This window comes from Ensifer sp. CCNWLY38, from assembly GCF_037120565.1.
Lineage (GTDB): Bacteria > Pseudomonadota > Alphaproteobacteria > Rhizobiales > Rhizobiaceae > Ensifer > Ensifer adhaerens_H.
Map to the genome: position 1 here is coordinate 1 of NZ_JBBBBO010000001.1, position 25,974 is coordinate 25,974.

Below are 25,974 nucleotides of genomic sequence, written 5' to 3' on the forward strand. Positions count from 1 at the left end.
TAGAAGTAGCCAGTGCCGAAAGCGTCGCAAACGCGAACGTATTCCATGGGCTCCGGCTCGGCTGCGACGATTGCGTCGGCTGCCTGTGCGCCGGAAACTGCTGCGAGAGCAGCAGCGGAGCCGAGAAGAAGGCTCTTGATGTTCATTTCTGACCTCCAGTCAAAAGTTTCAAACGGGTCTGGGTATTTTGCTGAAGGACAGCTTTCCCTGCCCCATCCCCAACGTTCAAGAAGTCGGACGATCAACCGCCCTTGCTTCCGGAGTTGAAAATACAAGACCGGATCATTGGCGCAATGTCCAACTAGCGAGATCATGTGCTTTGCATCGCCCTTCGCCGAACCCTGTTGCTGAAACGACACAAAATCGCCGCAGACCCCGGAAGAAAATTAACAAAGCATTAAGAAAAGCCTTTGGTGGCAGGGGCTTAGCATAAGGGAAACAGACGCAGCCTGTTTCAGAAAGAGGCAGAAAGCTGCCCAAAATAGGGGAAAGGATGGCCACAAACACCGACTCCACCTCCGCAGCACGCGGCTAAAACAGCATTCGCTCCAGGAAATGAGAACAGGACGGACCGTTCGCAATCCAAAGATTCATCAGAATCAATGCCGAGATTCGCAAACGAAACGCATCCTTGATTCTGGTTCAGTGAGAATCGTGGCCTGCACCCGCAGGAAGAGAACGTCTATCGACGGACGCGGCCCGCAGAGATCTCGGGCGACGGTTGATGCCAGCCAGGCAGAGAGAGAGGTGCTGAAGCTGAAAACAGAGGGTAAGACAGCAGCCGAGATAGTGAACGCGGTAGGAATAAGCCGTGCGAGCGTCTTTAGGATACTGAAAGAGGCTGCGTAGGGTGAATATGCAGAACGAAACTGAAGGGCTCGCGGCGAGCCTCCATCAGTGAGATGTTGGGATAAGCCGCCGCTAGAGCAGTCAGTTCATCTCTGAGTTCCTTCGAGGTCTTTAGGCCGAAGATCAGTCCATCGAGTTCCTCTGCACCAAACGGGCAATCCTCGTGGGCCTACCGGAGGACCTTCCTGCCCCCGTAACCAATCGCCATTCACTCTCATACGCCTACTCGGTCCGGTATTGATCTAAACCGGAGCAAGACTTCGAAAGGGCAAACGTGCCTGGGTGCGGATTGGTCAGGCTGGAGGAGTACAGCGAGGACTCACGTCAAAGGTCGCCTCCCTAACCCGGAAGGGCAGACATCTGGCCGACAGCCTTTATCGTCTTCTGGAATCTTAGCCCAAGGTGTCCCAAAACATTTCTGGGTCACAGCAGCAACAAGCCCCCTCATTAGGGCTGTCCGCAAATCACTGAAAACTTAGAAGAAGTTGGGGCCGCCTGTGACCCAAAAGAACAGTGGCGGAGAAGAAGGGATTCGAACCCTCGATACCGTTTCCGGTATACTCCCTTAGCAGGGGAGCGCCTTCGACCACTCGGCCACCTCTCCGTTAGCGCCTGACTAGTGTCACTCAGCGGCCAATGCAAGATTTTTTTGTCGGTTTCCGGCAATTCCTCTCATTTTCGTGTGGGCTTGGCCGGCAAGCCGCAAACGTATGGGGTAGCAACAAGCCACTCCCTAAGCAAAGCCGGAAACGCCGGGACCGTTTCGACGCGTGCCGTCGCACTGATTCTCACACGCGCGAGAAACAAAACCCGAAGCCCGCGAGTCTTGCCTCTCACGCCCTACGATTTGCGGGCGAGGCGCTCGATCGCCTGCTGCGTGGCGGCACCGAAGTCGCCGTCAATCGGTCCGCCATAGTAGCCGCGGTCCTTAAGCAGCGCCTGCATTTCCTTGCGGAACGCCGGGGTGAAGTTGTTGGGCTGCGTTCGCAATTCTTCCAGCTTGGCCGGGTCGCCGCCCTCGATGCTCGCTGCGGCCCAGCGAACCGCCTCCTTTGCGTCGGCCTTGGTGCCGAGGCCGTAATCATAAAGGCGGCTCAGATTGCCCATGGCGTAGGCGCTGCCGGCATTCGCCGCCATCTCGTACCAGGTACGGGCCTGCACGTAGTCCTGTGCGACGCCGTTGCCGATATCATAGAACCAGCCGAGCAATGCCATGGAGTAGGCGTCGCCCATATTGGCCGCCTTCTCATACCAGACCTTGGCCTCGCCGTAGTTCTGCTCCGTCCCCAGCCCGTTCTGATAGGCCCATCCGAGTGACGACATGGCGTTGGTGTCGCCGCTTTCAGCTGCTTTCTTGTACCAGGACAGCGATTGCGTCAGGTCCTTGGGTAGGCCGAGCCCTTCCCGATAGAACCAACCCATCGTTGCCATGGCGTTGGCATAGCCCTGATTGGCCGCCTGCTCATACCACCGGGCAGCCTCGGCATAGTCCTGCGCGATGCCGCCGTAACCCTCGCGATAGAGCCAGCCGAGCGACGCCTGGCCGTAGGCGTTGCCGCCTCTCGCCGCCTCCTCGAACATGCGCTTGCCCTGGTCTACGTCCACCGGACCATCGGTCCCATAGACTGAGAACCAAGCCAGATTCGTCAGCGCATACATGTTGCCGCCGTCGGCCGCCTTCCGGTAATTGCGCCGCGCGTCGACATAATTGCGGCCGGCATCCTGCGCCCGGCCCAGCATGTTGACGAGCATCATATCGTCGGGGTTCTCGTTGACCGCTTGAGCACAGGCGGTCAAAGCCCGCTCGGAATCGAGCTTCAGGAAGTTGACCCCGAGGAATCCCGGCATCGATTGCGGCTCGCCCGCCAGCAGATAACAATCGCGCGAGGCCTGGGTGTCCTTACCGGTCGGCGAAACATTGAGACCCTTTTGCGGCTCGAGCGCCGCGATCTGCTGCTCGGCTTCGGCTTTGTACTTGCTGTCAGGATAGCGCTCAATGAAGCGCGTCAGCGCCGCCGCATCGGTCGACTGTTTCAAGGCTTCCCAGGCAATTTCGTCAGGCGTCACGCTCGACGTCTGCTCGGCTTCGGTCAAAAGCTTCAGCTTCTTTTCGGCGAGCATCTTATAGACCGGGTCCGATCCATGCTTGGCCAGGAAAGCGGTCAGCAGATCCTTGTCGGCGAGGTCGCGGATGTTCTGCCAGTCGGCGGCCGCCTCCGATTGGCTGTTTGGCGACAGTTGGCCGCCATTGTTGGTGATGTTGATGTTCACCTCTTTGATATTGAGGAAGATCTGCGCACCACCGAGCGACCCATAGACGAACGGCTCCTGGCCGCGATTGGTCACCGACACTACCTCATCGCGTACCTTACCGAGCGCAATGCGGACATCCACACCGGGTTCGGTCAGGTATTTGGCGAGTGCAGTGGCGAAGGGGCTGTTCTTGCCCTCCCCATCGAGCGCGACCGTGCCCGCCTTGGAGGCAAATGCGACGAGCAGGTCGGCTGATTCCGGTTCGACACGCGCCAGCCCGCGCGAAACCGCCCTGGTCGAGATCGAGCGTGTCATGCTCTGTTCAAAGGGATTGTTGCGGCAGGCATCGAGAATGACGAGCTTGAGCTTGGTGGCGCCTTCGAGCGAACGCTGAACCCGGTCGAGCCCGATCGCCTCGTCCTCCACGTCCTTGTCCGTTTTCAATTGCACATCGACGGGAAGCAGGAAATTCTCGCCATTCATCTCCATGCCGTGGCCGGAATAATAGACGATCGCGACTTCTGCGCCGGTTGCGAGATCTTCGAAGTCGCGCAACGCCTTGACCATGTCCTGGCGACTAACGTCGTGCACCGTCGTGACGGAATCGAAACCGGCCTCCTCGAAGGAGGCCTTCATCAGTTCCACGTCATTTGCGGGGTTGTTGAGCGGCGACGTTGCTTCATATTTCTCGTTGCCGATCAACAGTGCGACGCGCTTGGCAGCCCATGCATCGGACGCCGACACAAACAACGCCATACAAAGAATAGAGATCGGCAGCCAATGCCGCAAATGCCCCATGAACACGCCCTTCCCTCCGGCACCGACCATCGTTCTTCGCCTTGCCCGGCTTGAACGACGGACGCTGCCCTCACCCATCTGTCCCGCGGAATCACCACATCGGGCGTCCCGGTCATGCCTGACGAAAGTATTACGTATGAGGTGGGGGCTTTCAATGTGCGCACGCGTCATAATTTATTCCGTGACACGCGTGTGGCTGGCACAAGGTCGAAGCAAGTCGATGCGCTTAGCTGAAACACGATAGCGGCACGGCCGTCGATTCCATCGACGACAACGTTGCCGGAAGTTGCGAAAGGCTATCGGTCTCGGAGCTTGTCATGTCCATGAAGATGCATGTCGCGGAAGGAAAACCCGGCCAGCTTGCGACGACCCATCAGCACTACTTCATCGAGCGGCCCTGCCGCATCCTCGTCATCGGCCAGCACCTGAAAGCGAAGACCAAATATCAATGCCTGCTGCGCCATATCTCGATCGCCGGCGCGATGCTCGATTTCAACGCGGCAATCCAGATACCCAAACATTTTTTCCTGGAAATCGAGGGGTTCAAAGAGGAAATCGGCTGTTCGCAGGTCTATCGCGAAGGCGCAGAGCTTGGTGTGCGCTTCAATATGCTGCTCTCGCCGGACTTCCTGCGCCGGCTGATCCGCATGCAATTTTCAAGTGGCGGGATCTGAACCTTCAAAGCACGCCGCGCGACATTAGATTTTTAGTGATCGATTTCAGGGGATTGCAAGCTTCTCATGTAAAAGTGATTCTAGCATCGGTGGAAATCGCCCACCGATACAATGTGGGACAAATGAATTGTCCGGGGTCAAGGAATGCGTTCAGAAAGTGATCGCACCGTCCGACCCGGCACTGGCGGAGAATGACGCATGCAGAACCAGACGATGTATTCCTGCGTCCCCTCGCCTTTTTACGAGCGGCGCTATGAGCGGTTCTCCATCGGGCACGCCGGCACGCTGACAGCTGTGCAGCCGGGGCTCGGCAGCGTCTCCGTGCGGTCCTGTCGGATGATCGACATATCGCGTGGCGGCGCGAGCTTTGCCGTCGACACCAACATCGGCCTGCCGCAACACTATTATCTGCATATCGTCGGCACGCCGCTCAGGATCGGTTGCGCCGAGGTCTATCGCAACGGTGAACGCATCGGTGTCCAGTTCATCAAGCCGATCGAGCAGACCTTGCTGCGCGAGATCATCCGGCAAGAGTTCTTCACCGGGCAGGTCAAGAACGCAAAGCCACGGCTGTAGTCCGACAATCGGCGTGAAACGAAGAGCACCGGAATTCCGGCAGCTTTTCTCGTGGGAATGATTCCGAATTGTCAAAGCATGCGATAAGTTCCCCGTGACGTTATTCGAACAGGGCCCATTATTCAGCATGTCCGCATTCTCTCGCTTCACGCCACTCATCCAATCCCTGCCGTCAACAATTCCGTTTGTCGGGCCGGAGGCCATCGAACGCCAGAGGGGTCGCCCGATCGCCGCGCGAATCGGAGCCAACGAAAGCGGCTTCGGTCCCGCCGAAAGCGTGCTTTCGGCGATCCGGGAAGCAGCCGGCGGAACCTGGAAATACGCCGACCCGGAAAACCACGACCTGAAGCAGGCACTTGCGGCCCGCCTCGGCATCAGCCCGGCCAACATCGCGATCGGTGAAGGCATCGACGGGTTGCTCGGCCAGATCGTCCGCATGGTGATCGAGCCGGGTATGCCGGTCGTCACATCGCTTGGCGCCTACCCCACGTTCAACTATCATGTTGTCGGTCATGGCGGCCGGCTGGTCACGGTGCCCTATGCCGGCGACCAGGAGGATCTCGACGGCTTGCTTGCGGCCGTGAAAAGGGAAAATGCGCCGCTCGTCTATTTCGCCAATCCCGACAATCCGATGGGAAGCTGGTGGCCGGCCGAGCGCATCATCGAATTCGCCAAGGCTTTGCCGGAGACAACGCTCTTTATCCTGGATGAAGCCTATTGCGAGACCGCGCCGGCCGAATCCCTGCCGGCCATCGATGCCTTGATCGATCGCCCGAACGTCGTGCGCACGCGCACCTTCTCGAAGGCCTACGGGCTTGCAGGATCGCGCGTCGGCTACGTCATAAGCACGCCGGGCACGGCGCAGGCATTCGACAAGATCCGCAACCACTTCGGCATGAACCGGATTGGTGTCGCTGCGGCGATCGCCGCGCTTGCGGACCAGGAGTATCTGAAAGAAGTGACGGCTAAGATTGCGGCCTCTCGCCAGCGTATCGCTGCGATCGGCACAGAGAACGGCTTGTCGCCGCTCGCCTCGGCCACGAACTTCGTGGCGATCGACTGCGGCCGGGATGCGGTCTATGCCCGCGCGATCGTCGATACCCTGATGAACAACCATGGCATCTTCATCCGGATGCCGGGAGTGGCGCCCCTTAACCGCTGCATCCGTGTCAGCACCGGACCGGAAGCGGAGATGGCCCTGTTTGAGGCCGCCCTGCCCGAGGTTCTGAAAAAGCTGGCCTGATCCAGCTTTCAGAGTCCGGCTGTTGGGCGGCGCCCCTCTGGGTGCCGCTCATTTGGTTCAGTGAACCGTCATCCATTCGCGAGCGGCGCGCAGAGCTGCGGCGAGATCTGCCTTGCTCATGGTCATCGCCAGATCGGCGCGCAGATCGACGGCACGGTCGCAGCCCTTGATCGCGGCAATGTTCAGCCACTTGTGGGCGGCGACGAGATCGACCGGGCGGCCGTGGCCGGTCGCATAGGCCAGGCCCATTTCACAGAAGATTTCCGCCTGGTTGTCACCACCCATCGCGGCATCCGAAGCAATCTGCATATCAAAGCGTGCCATTGTCTTGTCCCTGTCTTGCCTGGTTGGTTCTTCCGAAGCGGCCCGCCCGTTTGGGGCGGACCATGCTCCAGATCAGCACTTGTTTTGGTCCCTGTTCGACCTTGCCTCTTTGCGGGCCTTTCCGGAGCGCACCGTCTTTTGCGGCGTCGTCTTCGGTGGTTTTTCGGAGCGTTTTTGTCCGCTCGTCTTATGGCTTCACTATGCAGCACGGGCTTCAATGCGCGCTTAAAATGCATGCTTAATTTGCGACAAACAAAGTTCAAACGCTTGGTAAACTTGAGTTTTTGTTAAACATCGGAAGTCCGGGAATCCGGCGCATTCGCTTCAAAATTTACGAAAAATTCAACTGCCGATTTCAACCAAACGCTAACCACGAAAAGATCGACGGTGGCAGAGCCGCCAGGATTTCCTAGATTTTGTCCTGCTCGAAACGGCCAAGAAAAAGCAGCAAAGGCCGCCGTTTGGCTTGTTTACCTTTACGTGCGCGTAAGCTATCTTGCGCGCGGCAGTGAGGAGACTGCCTTTTTTGCATACGAGGACATCTAAAGCTGCCGGCGGAGCGGACCACGCCGGCAGCCTCGATCTGGAGGACTGGAATGTTACGTACCTTGCTCATGACCGCGACGCTCGCCCTTGGCATTGCCGGGACGGCGGCAGCGGCAGAACCGATCGTCGGCAACTGGAAAACCGCAAGCGGCGCGACCGCGGAGATTGTGCCTTGTGGCGGAGCCTTTTGCGTGACGCTGAAGACCGGCAAGCATGCCGGCAAGCGCATCGGCAACCTCGCCGGTACCGACGGCAGCTATTCGGGCGAAATCACCGATCCGGATACCGACAAGACCTATAGCGGTTCTGGCTCCGTCAACGGCAATTCGCTGAAGATGAAGGGCTGCGTCCTGAAAGTGCTCTGCAAGTCACAGACCTGGACGCGCCTCTAAGCGCGCGATACGGCGGCACCGGACAGATTGACGAATTGAAAGGGCGGCCATCGGCTGCCCTTTTTGCATGTGTGGTCCATGGACTTAGCGCTGTCACGCGACCGCTCGCAGCGCCGCCCCCTTGGCTCTTCCTTGCGCACCCACTGTGATCGCGACCGGTCTCGATCTCCCGGTCCGTGCAGCGCGGCTCCCCATGCAACCGAAGATGAACGCCAGATGAACGGACATCTCAGCATCAATTCAGTTTGGGTGTGCGAAAACACACTCAATCGATTTGAACCTGCCTCCAAACAACGGACAGAACCATGGATATCCTTGCTCGGCGCCTCACCATCATCAGCCTTCTGATGGTCGTTTTCGCTGTAACTCTCGCCGCTGCCGTCAGCGCGGACACCGAACGTCGCCGCACCAACACCTATCTCGGTTCGCTGACGGATTGCACCGCGCATACGGCGCAATACTGCCAGGCCAAACTCTAACCCGGGACGAGACGGGCTACGCCCTGCTCCGCCGCCAAGTGAGACCGATCACCTCGTGATCTGATGGAGAAACGAACATGCTGAACGCTCTTTCGACATCCGCGTTTCTCTCGCTGCGCGTGCTTGCACTGGCCGGCCTGCTGATGGCACCGGTTGGAGCGCTTGCCTACTCCAAGGCCAACGGTGCCGGCATCGGCAAACAGGGCGCGGGCCTCGTCCTCTTCGTCACCCTGCAGCGTCAATCGATGACCTGAGGCGGGGGCCACCCGATCGGATTGCATGAAAGGGGCGCGCACGCCCCTTTGTTCTTTCCGACTTGTGCTTGGCGCCGCTTTCCCGTCCTCTCGCACCTGCAGCGTGGCGCGTCTTTTAAGATACGCTAAGATCACTGCAGTGGCTTTCACCACAACAGGCCCTTGTCAGCACCGATGCCCGCCGATGGCGGCGTCGATATCGCCGCCTCGCTGCTCTGGCCCTGGCTGGTGGAGGGCGTTAAACCCATCGACACACCCATCGCGATGCAGTTGCGCGCGCCAACATCTTGTCGTTTGCTTGTCAGAAGTCGCAGCCTATAATGCGACATGAACAAGCGAATCTCTTCACACTCCGTCCTTTCCGTTGCAACGCCTGAGCCTTTCGAGCCGCAATACTTCGACGATCCTGCGGCTGCCGTCGATTGCCTCGAGGCGCTCTACGAGCGCAATACCCGGTTCCTCTGCGAAGCGTTCGAGGGCCTGGGCAAGACCGACGAGCCCCTCACCCGCTATCGTGCCTGCTACCCGCAGGTCAGCATCGAGACGAGCAGCTTCGGACACGTCGATTCCCGTCTGTCCTTTGGCTATGTCAGCGCGCCGGGCGTCTATACGACCACGATCACCCGGCCGAAGCTTTTCCGGCACTATCTGAAGGAGCAGCTGGGGCACCTGATACGGAACCACGGCCTCGGCGTCACCGTCTCGGAATCGGCGACCCCGATCCCCCTGCATTTTGCCTTTGGCGAGGGCGCCCATGTGGAGGCATCGGTGGCAAACACCATCGACATTCCGCTGCGCGATCTGTTCGATGCGCCTGACCTGACGACGACCGACGACGAGATCGCCAACGGTTCCTACGAGCCGGGTCCCGGAGAACCCTCGCCGCTAGCGCCCTTCACGGCCCAGCGCATCGACTATTCGCTGGCGCGGCTCAGCCATTACACCGCGACGAGCGCCACGCACTTCCAGAACTTCGTGCTCTTCACGAACTACCAGTTCTATATCGACGAGTTCTGCGCCTGGGCCCGCCAGCAGATGGCCGAAGGCGGCAACGGCTACACGGCCTTCGTCGAGCCCGGCAACATCACCACGCCCGCCGGCGCCGACAAGCCGGAGACCGACTATACAGTCGCACGGCTGCCGCAGATGCCCGCCTATCACCTGAAGAAAAAAGGGCACGGCGGCATTACCATGGTCAATATCGGCGTCGGCCCGTCCAACGCCAAGACGATCACCGACCATATCGCCGTGCTGCGCCCGCATGTCTGGCTGATGCTCGGCCACTGCGCCGGTCTTCGCAACAGCCAGCGCCTTGGTGACTACGTGCTCGCGCATGCCTATATGCGCGAAGATCACGTTCTCGACGACGACCTTCCGGTCTGGATTCCCTTGCCGGCGCTCGCGGAAGTGCAGGTGGCGCTGCAGGACGCCGTTGCCGAGGTCACCGGCTACCGCGACTACGATCTTAAACAGATTATGCGCACCGGAACCGTCGCAACCATCGACAACCGCAACTGGGAACTTCGTGACCAGCGCGGCCCGGTCAAGCGCCTGTCGCAGGCCCGCGCCATTGCGCTCGACATGGAATCGGCGACGATCGCCGCCAACGGCTTCCGCTTCCGCGTGCCCTATGGAACGCTGCTCTGCGTGTCGGACAAGCCGCTGCATGGCGAGTTGAAGTTGCCGGGCATGGCGACCGCCTTCTATAAAACACAGGTCAGCCAGCACCTGAAGATCGGCATCCTTGCGCTGCAGAAGCTTGCGGCCATGCCGCCGGAGAAGCTGCATTCCCGCAAGCTCAGAAGCTTCTACGAAACCTCGTTCCAGTAACCATTGAAATTGCGCAATTCCGGACCGAAAACCGCTTCACACTTTTCCTGGAATTGCTCAGCGCCGTCTCCCCAGCGCCATCGACAGCATCGTGCCCGCCACCGCGGACACGATGATCAAAAGGTGTGCGTTGACGCCGGCGGCCGCGAGTTGCTCCACTCCGGCGCGATCGGCGCCAGCGCCGAAGGATACTGCGCCGGCCGCGATCGCGGCCGGATAGGTGCCGACGCCAGCGGGCGCATGCATCGGCAGCACCGAGGAGAGTTCGCCGCCGAGGGCACCGCCGAAACAGGCAGCCAGCGGCGCAACGCCCATGAAGGCCAGCACCCAGGCAAGGACAAGCACCTTGACCGCCCAGTTGAGCATGGTCATGCCCCAGACGCGCAGGAACGCGACAACGTTGGCGGGGACGCCCGCCTCCAATTCGTCGACGATGGCATCGAGCTTTGTCGGCAACAGCCGGCGCGCCAGCGCAATCACTTGATCCTTCAGCAGGAAGAAGAGAAGCGGCGAGGCGAACGCGGCAAGCCACGCAACCCAAAGGGCGGCCGATCCGCGGCCGATGACGAGGCCGACGGCCGCAACGACGAGAAGGGCGTGCAGGTCGAGCAGGCGCATCACCAGAAGAGCGGACGTGCCGCGCGCAAGCGGCACGGAAAACTCCGAGCGCATCAGCAGCGGAAAGCTCGTCTCGCCGGCGCGAAACGGCAGCATGATGTTCAGGAGATTATGAACCTGGGTGACACGAAACAGCGGCAGGAAGCGCCCCGCCGTTTCGTTCGGGAAGTAATCGTAGATGCGATAGCAGCGAATGAAATAGGTCGCGACAAGCAGCACCAGAGCCGAGACTGCCGAACTGAAGCCGATCTCGGACCATTGCCGCAGCAGCGCCGGCCATCCCCAGAACCATTCGACGAAGGCCGCATAGGCCGCAATGGCACCTGCCGACAGCAATGTCATCCGGTTGCGGGCGAACCAGGATCGCCGGTCGGACTCGCAATCCGAAGTCATCAGGTCTCGATTTCCCGTGTTGAAACGCAAGATTGAACGTTGGTTATCACTGATAACTGTGCAAGAAAACGGTTATGTAAGGCCCATTCCAAATCTTGCGGTTTTGTAAGCGCCGCATGTACGAGCTGTTCCCATGTACCCCATCGAACTATCCGTCGTCATTCCCGTGTTCAACGAAGAGGACAGCATCCAGCCGCTGATCACACGTGTCCGCGATGCGCTGGCGAACTTTCCGTCTCCGTGGGAACTGATCCTCGTTGACGACGGCAGCACCGACCGAACGCTTGCAAATGCAAGAATGGCTCTTTCCGATCCGGGCCTCGATCTCAAAATCGTCGAATTGCAGAAGAACTTCGGGCAAACGGCGGCGATGCAGGCCGGCATCGACGCTGCCACCGGACGCCTGATCGCCACGCTTGACGGCGACCTGCAGAACGATCCGGCCGACATTCCCGAAATGGTCAAGGCGATCGAGGAGCGCGAGCTCGACCTGCTGGTCGGCTGGCGGAAGAACCGGCAGGATGGCCTCCTGCTCAGGAAGATTCCGTCCTGGTGCGCAAACCGCCTGATCGGCAAGATCACCGGCGTCAGGCTGCATGACTATGGCTGCAGCCTGAAGGTCTATCGAACCTCGGTCATCAAGCAGGTAAAGCTGATGGGCGAAATGCACCGCTTCATCCCCGCCTGGGTCGCCGGCGTGGTGCCGAGCAGCCGCATCGGCGAGATGCCCGTTACCCATCACGCACGGCAGCACGGCCAATCCAAGTATGGGATCTCCAGAACCTTCCGCGTGATTCTCGATCTGCTATCGGTGCTCTTCTTCATGCGTTACAAGGCGCGCCCAGGGCACTTCTTCGGATCGATCGGGCTAGCGACCGGCGCGCTCAGCGCGCTGATCCTGGTCTATCTCGGTTTCGACAAGTTCATCCTCGGCAACGATATCGGAACGCGACCGATGCTGATCGTCGGTGTCATGCTGTTCCTTTCGTCCGTTCAGCTCATCACCACAGGCATTCTCGCTGAGATGATGGCGCGAACCTATTTCCGCGACGACGGCACCACCAACTACATCGTGCGACAGGTCTTCGTCCGGGATCCGGCCGATGCTTGACGTCGTCAATCGTCGGCCAAACACCGTCGTTGCGCTGATCGCCGGTTACTTTCTGCTCTGCATCGGCTTGCGCCTCGCCATTTCCACATCGCTCGAAATCGACGAGTCGGAACAGGCCTTCGTCTCGCAGTTCCTGATGCTCGGCTATGGTTCGCAGCCCCCGTTCTACAATTGGCTGCAATACGGGCTGACCTCGGCCTTCGGGCCGTCGCTTGCGACGATGACGGTGCTGAAGAACGGGCTTCTGTTTCTCTGTTGCCTCTTCTACGGCCTCGCAGCACGCGAGGTCCTCAGCGATCGACGCCTGACCGCGATCGCAACGGTCGGCGTGCTGACCTTTCCGCCGATTTTCCTGCTCGCACAGCGCGACCTTTCGCATACGGTCGCGGCACTGTTTGCCGTGTCGCTGTTCCTTTACGCTTTCATCCGGACGATGACGCGGCCAAGTCTGTTCGCCTACGTCCTGACTGGAGCGGCGGTCGGCATCGGCGTCATCTCGAAGTACAACTTCGCACTCATCCCAGCCGCCGCGATTCTTGCGGTCCTGCCCGAGCCGAAGCTTCGCGCCCGGCTCTTCGACTGGCGCATTCTGGTTGCGGTCGCCGTCTGCACGCTGATTGCGCTGCCGCACGGCTACTGGATTCTCGAGAATCTCGGCGCCGCCTCGCGCAATACCCTCAATGAAATGGGAACGGCCCAACAGACGAGCTACCTGGCGAAAGCGCTCAAAGGGATCGTTGCGCTGGTCGCCGCCACGCTTCGCGGCGCCGCACTTCCCCTGATCGTCTTCGCTCTCGTCTTCCGCAGGGACCTGCCGACGATCTGGCGCGCCGAAAGTCCCTGGACACGTGTCATCGGGCGCATGTTGCTGCTGTGCCTCGGCGCCGTGCTGCTGATCATGCTCGCCGTCGGCGCCACCCACATGCGCGAGAAATGGCTGGTTCTCTTTCTCGTCCTGCTGCCGCTTTACCTGGCCCTCAAGGTGGAGGCTTCCGGCGTCGACACCACACGCAGCGTTCGCCCCTTCCTGCTGCTCGTCGCCTTCATCGTCGTCACCACTTTGGTGGTCGTCTCCGCGCGCGCGGTTGTTCGCCCCTGGTTTGGCAAATTGTCGAGACTGAGCATCCCCTACAGCACCCTTGTCGATACCGTGGTCCGACAGGAGGGAGCCGAACCGGCGATGGTCATCGCCGCGGACAAGCTGCTTGCGGGCAACGTGCGCACCCGCCTGCACGGCGCCAAGGTCTTCGTCCCCGGCAACAGCAGCAGCTCTCCGATCGAGCATCTGGCCGGACCGCTCCTCGTGGTCTGGAGCGACAACGGCAAGCTCGATGCTCAACCACCTGAAGGGCTTCTCGACATCTTGAAGTCGCTCGGCGTGCCGGAGGCGGCGATGAAGCCGCAGCAACTCGCCCTGCCCTATCTCCACGGCAATCTGCCGGATCGCTATGGCTTCGGTTATTTCTGGATTAACGACCCGTCGCGGTCGGCGCCGACAAGCAACTTAAGTTCACCGGGGTGAATGCGAAGCGCGACGTCACGGCCCATCGGCAGGAGCTCCCCGTCGATGACGCAGTTGATCTTGCGCTCCACCTTGGGGAAATGCAGATCGAGCGCATGGCCGCTCATGGAGGTAATCAGCGGGCTGTCGCGGAACTTGCCGCGCATGATGTCGAAGGCGAGCTTGGCGACACCCGGAGGGCTCATGGGCGGCGCCGTGTAGAAGCCGAGGTGGCCGGCTGTGACATCGTCGGCATACATCAGCGTATCGCGGCCGAACGGATTGTTCGAGACTGAAACCGCCGAAACATGACGGCTCTCCTTATGGCCGTCGACATCGAACTCGATCTCGAAATCCGGCGGATTGAGAATCACACCGACGGCTGCGCGGGTACTTGCAGCGATCTTGCCTGCCCTCGAACGAAAGCTGAAGGACTCGCGATAGCGCACCATGCGGGCATGCAGGCCCATCGAAAACTGATGCACGAAGGCCCGGCCATTGGCGCTGCCGATGTCACCGTCGATGATCACGCCATTCGCCAGCACCTCCGGAACCTTCCAGATATCGAGCGGCAGCTTCAGCGTGCGGGCAAAAAGGTTCATCGTCCCGGCGGGAACAACGCCGAGCGCCATGCGGTTTTTCCAGGCGACGCCGGCAGCAGCCGAGATCGTGCCGTCGCCGCCGCCGGCGAGCATCGCATCGAGGTCATCGCGGCGGCATGTGCGCTCCAAGGTCTCGCGCATCTCGCTACCGGAAACCACCGCAATTTCGATCTGGTGGCCGGCCGAATGGAAGACCTCCTCGACCTTCCGGCCATAGGCCGCCATATCCGTCGTGCGGAAGGTTCCGCCGTCACGATTGAAGATCGCCTTGATTTTCATGAATGAGTCACGGGCTCCATCGCCGCAGCAAAGCGGCTCACCGCGATGAGATAAGCGCGATTGCGGCCAATTCCAGAACCTTACCGAAACTTAACGGGAATCGAGCGTGTGCCGGCCGGCGCTCGGAGACCGGCAATGACGACCGTTCAGCGCGGCTCGGGCAATTTCAGCGGCCCGCCCGTCTTGATCGATCGGATCGCGAAGTTCGAGCGGATGTCGGTCACACCCGGCAAGGCAAGCAGCGTCTCGGTCAAGAGCGTCTCGTAGGCCGGGAGATCCTCGACGACGACCTCGGCGAGGAAGTCGGCATTACCCGAGATCAGGAAACAGGACACCACCTCGGGAATGGCGAGCAGCGCCTCTTGCTGCAGTTGCGCATTCTCGCGGCTGTGCCGTCCCACCTTGATCTCCACGAAGACGGTGAGCCCGAGGCCGGCCTCCTTGCGGTCGATATCGGCCCGATAACCGCGCAGGATGCCGGATTTTTCCAGATTGCGGATGCGCCGCAGGCAAGGCGACGGCGAAAGATTGACCTTTTCGGCGATCTCGACGTTTGTCGCGCGCGCATCCTCCTGAAGTATCCTCAGGATAGCGAGATCGAATTTATCGAGATTTGGCATGTTCAAAAACTTCAGAGGTTATAATTGGCACATTATTGCTGATGGTAGTCTATTTCGGGCATAAATCGCAAGGACATGCCCAGCCTTCTGGGCGTAATCTTCCTTCCAGACCCAAAAGCCCCTCAGATATCCAAATCGGGAAGGAAATTCAAATGGTTGCGCTTACGCTTGCTCGCGGCAATACGTCGCCTGCCGCCGCCGGCTATGCCGGTGCCTTCGTGACCGTCCTCATCTGGGCGGGCTGGATCCTCGCAACTCGCCATTCGGCCGGCACCGCACTCAGCACCATCGATCTTGGCCTGATCCGCTACGGCGTACCGGCGCTCCTGCTCGTGCCGGTCTGGATGAAGACCGGGCTCTGGTCACGCGAATTGCCGATCCTGCTCCTCGCCTTGATGGTCGCGGGCTCCGGCGCGGTCTTCTTCCAGGTCTCCGCCTTCGCGATCCACTCGGTTCCCGCGTCCTCCGTCGGCATTCTTCTCGGCGGCTCGATGCCGCTTGCGACCGCCCTGATCGGCATCACGATCTTTGGCGAGCGTCCTGACCGGATGCGGATGGCGGGTTTTGCCGCGATCGTCGCCGGCGTCGCCATCCTGCTGACGCGCAACCTTGCAGCCTCAGCGTCCACAGGGTGGATCGGGTACGCGCTGTTGCCTGCAGCGGCCACGCTCTGGGCGATCTACACCCACGCCTTCCGCCGATCGGGCCTGAGCCCGCTGCAGGGAAGCGCCTTGATTGCGGCCTGGTCGTTCCTGATCCATCTGGCGCTTGCCGCCTGTTTCGGAAGCACGCTTGCCAGCGTTCCGGTCAAGGAGATCGCCCTGCAGATCACCAGCCAGGGCATCCTCTCCGGCCTCGTTGCCATGGTCGCCTATGGCTTTGCGGTGAAGAGCCTGGGCGGCACACAGGCCGCTGCCTTTACGGCGCTGACCCCGGTGCTCGCAATGATCGGCGGCGCGATCCTGCTCGGCGAGCAGATCGGTCCGTTCGAAATGCTGGCCGCCATCGTCACCGCTGGAGGCGTGGCGCTTTCGACGGGCATTCTTTCCGTCCGCACCTAAACCCGAGAAGTTCCCACATAAGACAAAGGCCCCGGCGCGTTTTCGCTCCGGGGCCTTCTCTTTTCGTGAGATCGCTCGGCTCAGCCGTGGATGATCTCGCGATGTTTCTGCAGGCGGTGACCATAGGCCTGGCTGACACGATCGAAAATGATCGCGATGCCGACGATGGCGAGCCCGTTGAAGATGCCGAGCGTGAAATACTGGTTGGCAATTGCCTTCAGCACCGGCTGGCCAAGACCCTGAACGCCGATCATCGAAGCGATGACCACCATGGCGAGCGCCATCATGATCGTCTGGTTGATGCCGGCCATGATCGTCGGCAGGGCCAGCGGCATCTGCACGTTCTTGAGCTTCTGCCAAGCCGACGAGCCGAATGCATCGGCCGCTTCCAGCACGTCCTTGTCGACCAGGCGGATGCCGAGATTGGTGAGCCGGATCATCGGCGGTATCGCGTAGATGACCACGGCAATCAGTCCCGGAACCTTGCCGATGCCGAGCAGCATCACGACCGGGATCAGATAGACGAAACTCGGCATGGTCTGCATCACGTCGAGGATCGGATTGACGATGTTCTGGACCCGGTCCGAACGGGACATGACGATGCCGAGCGGAATGCCGATGGCGATCGACAGAACGGTACAGACGAAGATCATCGAGATCGTCTTCATCGTATCGTCCCACATGTCGAAATAGCCGATGAGCAGCAACGTGCCGATGCAGCCGGCGACGATTTTCCAGTTCCGACTCGCCACCCAGGCGATCAGCGCGATCAGTATCAGGATGATCGGCCAGGGCGTCTTCGTCATGAAGCGCTCCGACTGGATGAGGAAGAACTGCAGCGGTTCGAAGAAACCTTCGATTGCGTCGCCATAGGCGCGCGTGAACGACCGGAACCCCTCGTCGATAGCCTTCTTCAGCGCCCGCAGGCTTTCGTCGTCCATATGCGGAAACTGGGTCAACCAGTCCATTCCAATTCCCCTTCACATCTCACCGGCCGCGATTGTTGTTTTGCTGTTGCCGGGGGTCAAACAAAGAGGCGGCGCAAGGATCGCGCCGCCCATGGGTTCAATCGGTCGCAATCAGAGCGCGGCCTTGACCTTTTCGGCGACCTCAGGCGAGACCCACTGGGTCCAGATATCAGGGTTTTCCTGGAGAAAGTGCTTGGCGCCCTCCTCACCGCTTGCCTGGTTGTCGGTCATCCAGGCCATCAGCTTGTTGACCGTGTCGTTGGTCCAGGCGCGCTTGTTGAGGTAGTCCATGGCCGGGCCGGCGCGATCGGCAAAAGCCTTCGTCACCAGCGTCTGGACCTTGTCCTTCGGCCAGTCGTTCTTCTTCGGGTCCGGGCAGTCGGCAACCGTGTTGCAGCGTTTCCACTCGGCTGCGTCCACCGCGACCCCATGCCCGAGCTTGACCATCTCGTATTTGCCGAGAAGAGCCGTCGGCGCCCAATAGTAGCCGACCCAACCCTGCTTGCGCTCATAGGCCTTGGCGATCGAGCCGTCGAGGCCGGCGGCCGATCCGGTGTCGACCAGCGTGAAACCGGCCGCTTCGCCGCCATAGGCCTTGTAGAGCTGCGTCGTCACCACCGTTCCGCCCCAGCCCTGCGGGCCGTTGAAAACGGCGCCCTTGCTGGCGTCTTCCGGATCCGGGAACAGCTCCTTGTGCTTCAGCGCGTCGTCGATCGTCTTGATGTCGGGATTGGCGTCAACGATGTATTTCGGCACCCACCAGCCCTGGACGGCACCATCGGAGAGCGCAATGGCGGCACCGACCAGCTTGCCTTCCTCAAGGCCGCGATTGACGACATCAGGCAGCAGATCCACCCAGCCTTCCGGCGCAATATCGGGCTGGCCCTTTTCGATCATCGAGGTGATGGACGGCACGGTATCGCCAACGACGAGCTCGGCGTTGCAGCCATAGCCTTCCGCAAGGATAATCTTGTCGACGCTCGCCAGCACCTCGGCGCTCTGCCAGTTCATGTTGGCGATCGTGACGTCGCCGCATTCGGCGGCCGAAGCCGTACCGGCGAGGCCAAGGAGACCCGCAGCCAGGCAGGTCGTTGCAAGAAGCTTCTTCATTCCCGTTCCCTTTGTTCTGGCGGTGCATCCCATCGCACTGCCGATCTCACCGCGGGGATCGACAGCGTTACAGGGCTCAGTCCAACTCGAAACAACAGGGACCGAAAGGCCTGCGGATTCGTCGGCTTTGAGCCGATGACACCATGAAAGCTAACGGGGTTTTCCGGTAAGGACTTTCCCAATAGCGGCACGGATTGCCTTTTCGATGATCGGGCGACCGCTCGACAGATGCGAGCGAAAACAAAAAGAGGCGCCGGAGTTCCCTCCGGGCCCACCAATGCGTCACACCGCGTGGTAAACTCTGAAGTCTGAAACTGCGGGCTCTGGGACGCAAATCCCAAAGCCCGCAGATTAAGGTTACGGCTGCAGATTGACGGTAAGCTTTGCGATTTCACCGTTAAAGGCGAACGGTACCTGATAATCAGTTTCTTCTACACCTGTGCGAGTATCGACGCCCACATCGAAAGTCTCATCCCAGGGCATGAGCGCCGGGATCGTGTGTGGTATTTTCGCGTTCGCGACCTCCTTGCCGTCCACCATCAGGACGCCAGTGCCGCCCTTGCCCATGCCGGGTCCGTCAGATTTGAAATCGAACACCAGCGTGTGCTTGCCGGATGAAAGGGTGTCCTGCCCCTCCCAGCGGAAGCGCTCCATATCGACGAAGTTGTACAGAAATACGGGTTTGCCTTTGAGGAGATAGAACCCGTATCCACCGAAGCGCCCCCCTGTGGTGACGAGCATACCTTCGCCGCCGTTTTCAGGAACGGTTACCTCTGCGGTGATCGTATAGGATTTGTTGATGACGCTGGGTGCATTGCTTGTCGGAATACCTGACATCACGCCGGCGTAGCTGAACTCCTTCCGTCCGGCGGTGGCGCTCGGCCGTGCCGTGGTAAGGCGTTCCAGGATCGAGTTGTCCAACGGGAAGACGTCGTATTTCGCCGCTTCCATAAGAAACAGTTCCTGCATCTGGTGCAACTTTTCGGGCATTTTTGCAGCAAGGTCGTTGTTCTGGGAATAGTCCTCCGTGAGGTTGTACAGTTCCCATTTATAGCCATCGACGACGTCGGGCATCGCTGTCGTGCCCATCAACCACGGCGCTGCGGGCGGTGTCGTGCAGGCATACCATCCATCGCTGTAGATGCCGCGATTACCGAACATTTCGAAGTATTGGGTTTTGCGGGCAGATGGAGCTTGAGCGTTGTCCCAGCTGTAGGCCATGCTGACACCTTCGATCGGCTTTTGGGCAACGCCATCGACCATCACTGGAGCCGTTATGCCTGTTGCTTCGAGGATCGTAGGAACGATATCGATCATGTGGTGGAACTGAGTGCGAACTCCACCGGCTTCCTTGATCCGTGCTGGCCAGGACATTGCCATGCCCTGGCGTGTACCGCCGAAGTGTGAAGCAACCTGCTTCGTCCACTTGAACGGCGTGTCAAACGCCCATGACCAGGCAACCGACATATGCGGATAGGTTTGGTTGGAGCCCCATTCATCATAGAATTTCATCTGCTCTGCGACCGGCATCTGCATGCCTTCGATCGTGATCAGTTCGTTTGGAGTTCCGAGCACGCTTCCTTCGGCGCTGGTTCCATTGTCACCTTCAATGTAGATGACAAGGGTGTTGTCGAGCTTTCCCAGATCATCGACGGCCTGGATAACCCGCCCGATCTCATGGTCCGAGTAAGCAACGTAGGCAGCATATACCTCGGCCTGGTGCGCAAACAGCTTCTTGCTTTCTGCGTCGAGGGAATCCCATTTCGGCAGGCTATCTGGCCATTCGGTTAGCTGCGTGTTGGCGGGAATCACGCCGAGCTTTTTCTGATTGGCGAAAATTTGCTCGCGCAGTTCGTTCCACCCCATGTCAAACTTGCCCTTGAACTTGTCGATCCACTCCTTGGTCGGATGATGGGGGGCATGAGTGGCACCGGGCACGTAGTAAACGAAGAACGGCTTGTCGGGTGCTGCCGCATTTAGCTGCTTTATATGATCAATGGCATCGTCGGCCGTGTCCGTTACGAGATTGTAGCCGGGCTTACCGGTCCAGGGGAAAATCTGGGTCGTGTTCTGGAACAGGTACGGTTCCCATTGATTGGTATCGCCACCCATGAAGCCATAAAAATAGTCGAAGCCCATACCCGTCGGCCATTGATCGAACGGACCAGCGGCGCTGTACTGAAAAGCGGGCGTGTTGTGGTTCTTTCCGAACCAGGACGTGGCGTAGCCGTTCTGCTTCAGGATCTGACCGATCGTAGCGTTCTCTATGCCGATGATCGAGTCATAGCCGGGATAACCGGTTGCCTGCTCGGAGATGACGCCGAAACCCGTGGAATGGTGATTGCGGCCGGTGATAAGCGCGGCGCGCGACGGGGAGCAGAGCGCGGTGGAATGGAACTGCGTAAAGCGCAACCCCGCGTTTGCAACGCGGTCGAGTGCCGGCGTGGGGATCACGCCGCCGAAAGTGCCCGCAACGCCGTATCCAGCGTCATCGGTCATGATCAGAAGGATGTTCGGGGCACCCTTTCGGGGGACGATCCGCGGTGGCCAATAGGGTTTTGAGGCTTTCGCATCGAGGCCGATTTCTCCACCGAACGCCGCTGGCGGGTTCGGCAAATACCGACCGTCGATCGTCGTTGTTGCGCTGGGCGAACCCAATTCACCCGTGGTTTCCTGCGCATTGGCATTGAAATTCGAAGCTGCCGTCAAACTCAAGGCGGCAAGAAAGAGCGTTCCAAGTCTTAGCATGTCGCTTCTCCTCCGGTGAAATGAAGAGAATTACAGAATGCTAAAATTAGGCAAGGTTGTAACAGTTACGAAGCCGCTTCGCAGGCCCTGCGGGTTGGGTGTCAGCGTGGGACAATCTGAGGGAAACGCGTAACGTTGCCAGAAGCCGGGTTTTTGTCCCACATTTTTCGAAGTGCCTGAGTTTGCTTGCTTTTCAGAATTCCCTCCGGCGCCTCGAACAATTTCCCTTCCGCAAACCACGGAGGTCCTGCGGCCGCTATCCGAACATTACATGTTCGGATAGACCGGGCCTTCGCCGCCCTGTGGCGGCACCCAGTTGATGTTCTGGTTCGGGTCCTTGATGTCGCAGGTCTTGCAGTGCACGCAGTTCTGCGCATTGATGACGAAGGTGGGCTTGCCGTCCTTCTCCACCCATTCGTAGACACCGGCCGGACAGTAGCGCGTCGACGGGCCGGCATAGACATCATACTCGGAGCGCTTCTGCAGCTCCGGGTCCTTCACCTGCAGATGGATCGGCTGGTCTTCCTCGTGGTTGGTGTTCGACAGGAACACCGACGAGAGCCGGTCGAAGGTCAGCACCCCATCCGGCTTCGGATAGTCGATCTTCTGGTGCTGCGATGCCGGCTCGAGGCTCTGCGCATCGGTCTTGCCGTGCTTCAACGTGCCGAAGAACGAGAAGCCGAACAGCTGGTTGGTCCACATGTCGAGGCCGCCGAGCGCAACGCCGATCGCCGTGCCGAACTTCGACCACAGCGGCTTGACGTTCCGGACCCGCTTCAGGTCCTGGCCGATGGCGCTGTCGCGCCAGCCGCGTTCGATCTCGATCGGCTCGTCATTGGCGCGGCCGGCAGCAATCGCCGCCGCCAGCTTCTCGGCCGCGAGAATGCCCGACAGCACCGCGTTGTGGCTGCCCTTGATGCGCGGCACGTTGACGAGACCGGCCGAACAGCCGATCAGCGCCCCGCCGGGGAAGGAAAGCTTCGGCACCGACTGGTAGCCGCCCTCAGTGATCGCGCGGGCGCCATAGGAAAGGCGCTTGCCACCCTCGAACGTGCCGCGGATCGCCGGATGCGTCTTGAAGCGCTGGAACTCCTCGAACGGGAAGAGATAGGGGTTCTTGTAGTTCAGGTGCACGACGAAGCCGACGGCGACCATGTTGTCTTCGAGATGATAGAGGAACGAGCCGCCGCCAGTTTTCATGCCAAGCGGCCAGCCGAAGGAGTGCTGGACCAGCCCGGGCCGGTGGTTCTCCGGCTTCACCTGCCAGAGCTCCTTCAGGCCGATGCCGAATTTCTGGACGTCGCGGTCCCTGGAGAGGTCGAATTTCGCAATCAGCTGCTTGGCGAGCGAACCGCGTACGCCCTCACCGATCAGCGTGTACTTGCCGAGGAGCGCCATGCCGCGGGCGAAGTTCGGTCCAGGCTCGCCATTGCGCTCGATGCCCATGTCGCCGGTGGCAACACCGATGACGGCACCTTCGTCGTTGTAGAGCACTTCGGTTGCGGCAAAGCCCGGATAGATCTCGACGCCGAGGGCTTCGGCATGGCTTGCCAGCCAGCGACAGACATTGCCGAGCGAGACGATGTAGTTGCCGTGATTGTTCATCAGCGGCGGCATCATGAAATTCGGCAGGCGGATCGAGCCGGCCGGGCCCAAGAACAGGAAGTGGTCGTCAGTGACCTCGGTCTTGAACGGGTGATCGGCCTCTTCGCGCCAGCCCGGCAGCAGCCGGTCGATGCCGATCGGATCGACGACCGCGCCTGAGAGGATATGCGCGCCGACTTCGGCGCCCTTCTCGAGCACGACGACCGAAAGCTCCGGATTGACCTGCTTCAGCCGGATCGCCGCCGCAAGACCGGCGGGCCCCGCCCCGACGATCACAACGTCGAACTCCATGCTCTCGCGTTCGGGCAGATCTTGCTCGGTCATACCGTCTCTCCAGTCTCACCGGTCTTCTGCCGGTTCAGTTCCCAGGACATATCATTCCGTCATGGCAAATGCAGTTTGGCTTGTCGAGCCGGGATGCGACAGACGATGCCCGCTTTTGCGCATGAGGTCATGAGTTTAGGACAAATGTCTATATGACGTGTACGTAAACGTAAATACATCATTTTGTCGCGTGCCGACGCTATGAGCCATTCGGCCTTGCTTTTGCCGAAGAGCCATGCCACGAGGCCGCCGCACCCTTCCGGCGGTCCGCGCCGGCATATCCCATTCGCAAACGGCACTTGAGATGGCGCCCCTCTGGCGCCCGGACGACGTGTCTTTTGCCGACTTCGGGGCCGGCCGCCTGAACATGCGGAGACGGCACCACAAAATAACATGTTGCGTTGCGCGCCGCCGGCTTGCTCCGGGCGGCGGAGCGACGCCAGACGCAAGGAGACCACCATATGGCCAAGGCACTGGGCTTCGACTTCGGCACCACCAATACCGTGCTTGCCGTTGCCGCCGGCGACACCACCCACTCGATGCAGTTCGACAGTCTCGCCGGCACGACAGACGCCATGCGCACCGCGCTTTCCTTCATGAAGGACACCAACCTTGGCGCACAGGCACTGAAGGTCGAAGCCGGCCAGGCGGCGATCCGCGCCTTCATCGACAATCCGGGCGACTGTCGTTTCCTGCAATCGATCAAAACCTTTGCCGCAAGCCCCCTCTTCCAGGGCACGCAGGTCTTTGCCAAGCGCCACAGCTTCGAGGATCTGATGCGGGTATTCCTGACCAAGCTGCGCGACTATGCCGGCGACAGCTGGATGGATCAGTATAGCCGCATCGTCGTCGGCCGACCGGTGCATTTCGCCGGCTCCAGCCCCGATCCGGCGCTCGCGCTTGAACGCTATGGCGCAGCGCTCTCAGAATTCGGCTTCCCGGAGGTGCACTACGTCTACGAGCCGGTGGCAGCCGCCTTCTACTTCGCGCAGAACCTGAAGCAGGATGCCACGGTCCTGGTCGCCGATTTCGGGGGTGGCACCACCGACTATTCGCTGATCCGCTTCGAGACCAAGGCCGGGCGGCTGACCGCAACTCCGATCGGCCATTCGGGTGTGGGCATTGCCGGCGACCATTTCGACTTCCGCATCATCGACAACGTCGTCTCGCCGCTGATTGGAAAGGGGAGTCTCTTCAAGAGCTTCGACAAGCTGCTTGAAGTCCCGTCGAACTACTATGCGAATTTCGGCCGCTGGAATCAGCTTTCTATCTTCAAGACGTTGAAAGATTTCACGGATCTGAAAAAGCTCGTGCGCCAGAGCCTCGAGCCCGAAAAGCTCGAAGCCTTTGTCGACCTGATCGAGCATGACGAGGGCTATCCGCTCTACAACGCGATCTCGGCGACGAAGATGCGGCTCTCGCAAGAAGACGAGACCGAGTTTTATTTCGCCCCGCTCGGCGAAATGTCGCGTCGCACCGTTCGCCGCTGCGACTTCGAAGGCTGGATCGCGCCGGAGTTGGCCCGCATCGAGGGCGCGCTCGACGACGTGCTGCAGTCGACCGCGACGGCGCCCGGGTCGATCGACAAGGTGTTCTTGACCGGCGGCACGTCTTTCGTTCCGGCGGTGCGCGGCATCTTCGAGCGGCGCTTCGAGGCCGACCGCATCGAAAGCGGCGGCGAACTGCTGTCGATCGCCCACGGCCTGGCGCTGATCGGCGAGCACGAGGACATCGCCCACTGGACGGCCAACGCGGCCTGAACGAGGCCCCGAGCCTGATGTGCATGACCTTGGATAGGAATGCCGAGGGCCGGAAAAGCGGTTCCGGTCCGGCAGCTTATGGGTTAGGTTGGCGGCCATGATTTCCGCCCACGACCTCTCTCCGGCGCAGCTCGCCGCCCTCCTCGCCTTCCATGCGGATGCGGGCGTCGAATGGCTGCTGGAAGAGGAGCCGGTCGACCGCTTCGCCGAGTTCGAGGCAATGAAGGCGGCGCGCGGCAACGCGCGCGCGCCGGCGGCCAACAACCGTGCGGAGGCGCCCGCTTCGCAAGCGCCGGCGCGCCAGATAGCGGCGGCAGCCCCCGCTTCCACTCCATCCCGCGAAAGCCGTGCACCCGCTCCGGCCGCGAGCGCCCCTGCCGTTGCCATCCCCGATGCGCAGGCCATCGAAGAGGCGCGCTTTGCTGCCGAATCAGCCCGATCGCTCGCCGAGCTCAGGGTTGCGATGGAGGGCTTTGCCGGCTGCAATCTCAGAAACAGCGCCCGCAACCTCGTCTTTGCCGAGGGCGACCCGGCCAGCGGCATCATGATCGTCGGCCCGATGCCCTATGCCGATGACGATCGCGACGGCCAGCCCTTCGCAGGCCGCCTCGGCGAGATGCTGACCCGCATGCTCGCCGGCATCGGCCTGGCGCGCGAAAGCGTACTGCTCAGCAACGTCGTGCCCTGGCGCCCGCCTGGCAACCGCGTGCCGACGGCGCGCGAAGCTGACATCTGCCGTCCCTTCATCGAACGGCAAATCGCGCTTGCCGAGCCCAAACATCTGCTTTTGCTCGGCAATTTCACCGCCCGCTTCTTCTTCGGCGGCAACGACACGATCCACCAGCTTCGCGGCGAATGGCGGGAGCTTTCGATCGGCGGCATCACGGTGCCGACGCTCGCAACGTTGCACCCGCAGGATCTGATGACGGCGCCCGTCAACAAGCGCTTTGCCTGGCAGGACCTGCTTGCCTTCAAGGCCCGGATCCAAGGCTGATCCTCGCCGAAGAACGTTGCGCCCATGCGGCGCCAACCTGCCTGCCCGCTTTATGAACAAAG

22 protein-coding genes and 1 tRNA gene are annotated in these 25,974 nt (G+C 60.6%); 12 read left to right on the forward strand and 11 right to left on the reverse strand.

Annotation, left to right across the window (positions count from 1 at the left end; all coding sequences use genetic code 11):
- From V7S54_RS00005 to V7S54_RS00020, 3 genes are all read right to left on the reverse strand, one after another.
- On the reverse strand, positions 1-146 hold a 146-nt coding region (locus V7S54_RS00005), incomplete at its 3' end, for a porin (RefSeq protein WP_336408056.1).
- Positions 147-1,363: 1,217 nt separating this feature from the next.
- Positions 1,364-1,453: transfer RNA gene (locus V7S54_RS00015), tRNA-Ser, on the reverse strand.
- Between the two features lie 236 nt (positions 1,454-1,689).
- Positions 1,690-3,930 carry a caspase family protein gene (locus V7S54_RS00020; protein WP_065372460.1) on the reverse strand — a complete coding sequence of 747 codons (2,241 nt, stop codon included), beginning with the start codon at positions 3,928-3,930 and terminating at the stop codon, positions 1,690-1,692.
- A gap of 287 nt (positions 3,931-4,217) precedes the next feature.
- On the opposite strand from V7S54_RS00020, the gene V7S54_RS00025 reads away from it, so the two are divergent.
- From V7S54_RS00025 to V7S54_RS00035, 3 genes are all read left to right on the forward strand, one after another.
- Entirely contained in the window at positions 4,218-4,574 is a 357-nt protein-coding gene (locus V7S54_RS00025) for a hypothetical protein (protein WP_065372461.1), read from the forward strand.
- Between the two features lie 198 nt (positions 4,575-4,772).
- Positions 4,773-5,150, forward strand: a complete 378-nt coding sequence (locus V7S54_RS00030) for a PilZ domain-containing protein (RefSeq protein ID WP_058320279.1) — start codon at positions 4,773-4,775, stop codon at positions 5,148-5,150.
- 127 nt (positions 5,151-5,277) lie between these two features.
- Positions 5,278-6,393, forward strand: a complete 1,116-nt coding sequence (locus tag V7S54_RS00035; protein WP_065372462.1) for a pyridoxal phosphate-dependent aminotransferase — start codon at positions 5,278-5,280, stop codon at positions 6,391-6,393.
- A 57-nt stretch (positions 6,394-6,450) separates the two neighbouring features.
- On the opposite strand, the gene V7S54_RS00040 is transcribed toward V7S54_RS00035, so the two are convergent.
- Entirely contained in the window at positions 6,451-6,717 is a 267-nt protein-coding gene (locus tag V7S54_RS00040; protein ID WP_057252835.1) for a sel1 repeat family protein, read from the reverse strand.
- A 596-nt stretch (positions 6,718-7,313) separates the two neighbouring features.
- On the opposite strand from V7S54_RS00040, the gene V7S54_RS00045 reads away from it, so the two are divergent.
- From V7S54_RS00045 to V7S54_RS00060, 4 genes are all read left to right on the forward strand, one after another.
- Positions 7,314-7,655, forward strand: coding sequence for a DUF2147 domain-containing protein (locus V7S54_RS00045; protein ID WP_065372463.1), 342 nt, complete (start codon positions 7,314-7,316; stop codon positions 7,653-7,655).
- A gap of 305 nt (positions 7,656-7,960) precedes the next feature.
- A complete protein-coding gene (locus tag V7S54_RS00050) occupies positions 7,961-8,134 on the forward strand; it encodes a hypothetical protein (protein ID WP_093232134.1) in 174 nt (57 codons plus the stop codon).
- A gap of 77 nt (positions 8,135-8,211) precedes the next feature.
- Entirely contained in the window at positions 8,212-8,388 is a 177-nt protein-coding gene (locus V7S54_RS00055) for a hypothetical protein (protein WP_176707511.1), read from the forward strand.
- 327 nt (positions 8,389-8,715) lie between these two features.
- A complete protein-coding gene (locus tag V7S54_RS00060; RefSeq protein WP_065372465.1) occupies positions 8,716-10,218 on the forward strand; it encodes an AMP nucleosidase in 1,503 nt (500 codons plus the stop codon).
- 57 nt (positions 10,219-10,275) lie between these two features.
- Here the strand turns inward: V7S54_RS00060 and V7S54_RS00065 are convergent, their stop codons facing one another.
- Positions 10,276-11,229 (reverse strand): lysylphosphatidylglycerol synthase domain-containing protein, encoded by a 954-nt coding sequence (locus V7S54_RS00065; RefSeq protein ID WP_065372466.1) that lies wholly within the window; start codon positions 11,227-11,229, stop codon positions 10,276-10,278.
- A gap of 133 nt (positions 11,230-11,362) precedes the next feature.
- On the opposite strand from V7S54_RS00065, the gene V7S54_RS00070 reads away from it, so the two are divergent.
- Together V7S54_RS00070 and V7S54_RS00075 are read left to right on the forward strand one after the other, a co-directional pair.
- On the forward strand, positions 11,363-12,340 hold the full coding sequence (locus V7S54_RS00070) for a glycosyltransferase family 2 protein (protein WP_065372467.1): 978 nt from the start codon (positions 11,363-11,365) through the stop codon (positions 12,338-12,340).
- The gene (locus V7S54_RS00075) at positions 12,333-13,862 is read left to right on the forward strand and encodes an ArnT family glycosyltransferase (RefSeq protein ID WP_065372468.1); all 1,530 of its coding nucleotides are present in this window, start codon (positions 12,333-12,335) and stop codon (positions 13,860-13,862) included. The genes V7S54_RS00070 and V7S54_RS00075 overlap by 8 nt, the downstream gene beginning before the upstream one ends.
- Here V7S54_RS00075 and V7S54_RS00080 read toward each other — a convergent pair.
- Positions 13,799-14,722 (reverse strand): diacylglycerol/lipid kinase family protein, encoded by a 924-nt coding sequence (locus tag V7S54_RS00080; protein ID WP_065372469.1) that lies wholly within the window; start codon positions 14,720-14,722, stop codon positions 13,799-13,801. The two genes, V7S54_RS00075 and V7S54_RS00080, sit on opposite strands and share 64 nt — an antisense overlap.
- Before the next feature lie 146 nt (positions 14,723-14,868).
- A complete protein-coding gene (locus V7S54_RS00085) occupies positions 14,869-15,342 on the reverse strand; it encodes an Lrp/AsnC family transcriptional regulator (protein WP_065372470.1) in 474 nt (157 codons plus the stop codon).
- A 152-nt stretch (positions 15,343-15,494) separates the two neighbouring features.
- Here V7S54_RS00085 and V7S54_RS00090 point away from each other — a divergent pair, with 152 nt between their 5' ends.
- A complete protein-coding gene (locus V7S54_RS00090; RefSeq protein ID WP_065372471.1) occupies positions 15,495-16,403 on the forward strand; it encodes a DMT family transporter in 909 nt (302 codons plus the stop codon).
- An 80-nt stretch (positions 16,404-16,483) separates the two neighbouring features.
- Here the strand turns inward: V7S54_RS00090 and V7S54_RS00095 are convergent, their stop codons facing one another.
- The 4 genes from V7S54_RS00095 to V7S54_RS00110 all read right to left on the reverse strand — a co-directional run bounded on the left by V7S54_RS00095 (position 16,484) and on the right by V7S54_RS00110 (position 23,158).
- Positions 16,484-17,371 (reverse strand): ABC transporter permease, encoded by an 888-nt coding sequence (locus tag V7S54_RS00095; RefSeq protein ID WP_065372472.1) that lies wholly within the window; start codon positions 17,369-17,371, stop codon positions 16,484-16,486.
- A gap of 111 nt (positions 17,372-17,482) precedes the next feature.
- A complete protein-coding gene (locus tag V7S54_RS00100) occupies positions 17,483-18,481 on the reverse strand; it encodes an ABC transporter substrate-binding protein (protein WP_065372473.1) in 999 nt (332 codons plus the stop codon).
- A 357-nt stretch (positions 18,482-18,838) separates the two neighbouring features.
- The gene (locus V7S54_RS00105) at positions 18,839-21,229 is read right to left on the reverse strand and encodes an arylsulfatase (protein WP_065372474.1); all 2,391 of its coding nucleotides are present in this window, start codon (positions 21,227-21,229) and stop codon (positions 18,839-18,841) included.
- Positions 21,230-21,496: 267 nt separating this feature from the next.
- Positions 21,497-23,158, reverse strand: a complete 1,662-nt coding sequence (locus V7S54_RS00110) for an electron transfer flavoprotein-ubiquinone oxidoreductase (RefSeq protein ID WP_065372475.1) — start codon at positions 23,156-23,158, stop codon at positions 21,497-21,499.
- A 461-nt stretch (positions 23,159-23,619) separates the two neighbouring features.
- Here V7S54_RS00110 and V7S54_RS00115 point away from each other — a divergent pair, with 461 nt between their 5' ends.
- On the forward strand, positions 23,620-24,918 hold the full coding sequence (locus V7S54_RS00115) for an Hsp70 family protein (RefSeq protein WP_336407957.1): 1,299 nt from the start codon (positions 23,620-23,622) through the stop codon (positions 24,916-24,918).
- Positions 24,919-25,015: 97 nt separating this feature from the next.
- Entirely contained in the window at positions 25,016-25,912 is an 897-nt protein-coding gene (locus V7S54_RS00120) for a uracil-DNA glycosylase (protein ID WP_336407958.1), read from the forward strand.
- Positions 25,913-25,974: the final 62 nt, after the last annotated feature.

What these genes read in the sequence shown, in the direction of transcription:
- V7S54_RS00020 (WP_065372460.1), bottom strand. Translation starts at nt 3,930, where the DNA reads ATGGTCGGTGCCGGAGGGAAGGGCGTGTTCATGGGGCATTTGCGGCAT.
- V7S54_RS00025 (WP_065372461.1), top strand. Translation starts at nt 4,218, where the DNA reads ATGTCCATGAAGATGCATGTCGCGGAAGGAAAACCCGGCCAGCTTGCG.
- V7S54_RS00030 (WP_058320279.1), top strand. Translation starts at nt 4,773, where the DNA reads ATGCAGAACCAGACGATGTATTCCTGCGTCCCCTCGCCTTTTTACGAG.
- V7S54_RS00035 (WP_065372462.1), top strand. Translation starts at nt 5,278, where the DNA reads ATGTCCGCATTCTCTCGCTTCACGCCACTCATCCAATCCCTGCCGTCA.
- V7S54_RS00040 (WP_057252835.1), bottom strand. Translation starts at nt 6,717, where the DNA reads ATGGCACGCTTTGATATGCAGATTGCTTCGGATGCCGCGATGGGTGGT.
- V7S54_RS00045 (WP_065372463.1), top strand. Translation starts at nt 7,314, where the DNA reads ATGTTACGTACCTTGCTCATGACCGCGACGCTCGCCCTTGGCATTGCC.
- V7S54_RS00050 (WP_093232134.1), top strand. Translation starts at nt 7,961, where the DNA reads ATGGATATCCTTGCTCGGCGCCTCACCATCATCAGCCTTCTGATGGTC.
- V7S54_RS00055 (WP_176707511.1), top strand. Translation starts at nt 8,212, where the DNA reads ATGCTGAACGCTCTTTCGACATCCGCGTTTCTCTCGCTGCGCGTGCTT.
- V7S54_RS00060 (WP_065372465.1), top strand. Translation starts at nt 8,716, where the DNA reads ATGAACAAGCGAATCTCTTCACACTCCGTCCTTTCCGTTGCAACGCCT.
- V7S54_RS00065 (WP_065372466.1), bottom strand. Translation starts at nt 11,229, where the DNA reads ATGACTTCGGATTGCGAGTCCGACCGGCGATCCTGGTTCGCCCGCAAC.
- V7S54_RS00070 (WP_065372467.1), top strand. Translation starts at nt 11,363, where the DNA reads ATGTACCCCATCGAACTATCCGTCGTCATTCCCGTGTTCAACGAAGAG.
- V7S54_RS00075 (WP_065372468.1), top strand. Translation starts at nt 12,333, where the DNA reads ATGCTTGACGTCGTCAATCGTCGGCCAAACACCGTCGTTGCGCTGATC.
- V7S54_RS00080 (WP_065372469.1), bottom strand. Translation starts at nt 14,722, where the DNA reads ATGAAAATCAAGGCGATCTTCAATCGTGACGGCGGAACCTTCCGCACG.
- V7S54_RS00085 (WP_065372470.1), bottom strand. Translation starts at nt 15,342, where the DNA reads ATGCCAAATCTCGATAAATTCGATCTCGCTATCCTGAGGATACTTCAG.
- V7S54_RS00090 (WP_065372471.1), top strand. Translation starts at nt 15,495, where the DNA reads ATGGTTGCGCTTACGCTTGCTCGCGGCAATACGTCGCCTGCCGCCGCC.
- V7S54_RS00095 (WP_065372472.1), bottom strand. Translation starts at nt 17,371, where the DNA reads ATGGACTGGTTGACCCAGTTTCCGCATATGGACGACGAAAGCCTGCGG.
- V7S54_RS00100 (WP_065372473.1), bottom strand. Translation starts at nt 18,481, where the DNA reads ATGAAGAAGCTTCTTGCAACGACCTGCCTGGCTGCGGGTCTCCTTGGC.
- V7S54_RS00105 (WP_065372474.1), bottom strand. Translation starts at nt 21,229, where the DNA reads ATGCTAAGACTTGGAACGCTCTTTCTTGCCGCCTTGAGTTTGACGGCA.
- V7S54_RS00110 (WP_065372475.1), bottom strand. Translation starts at nt 23,158, where the DNA reads ATGACCGAGCAAGATCTGCCCGAACGCGAGAGCATGGAGTTCGACGTT.
- V7S54_RS00115 (WP_336407957.1), top strand. Translation starts at nt 23,620, where the DNA reads ATGGCCAAGGCACTGGGCTTCGACTTCGGCACCACCAATACCGTGCTT.
- V7S54_RS00120 (WP_336407958.1), top strand. Translation starts at nt 25,016, where the DNA reads ATGATTTCCGCCCACGACCTCTCTCCGGCGCAGCTCGCCGCCCTCCTC.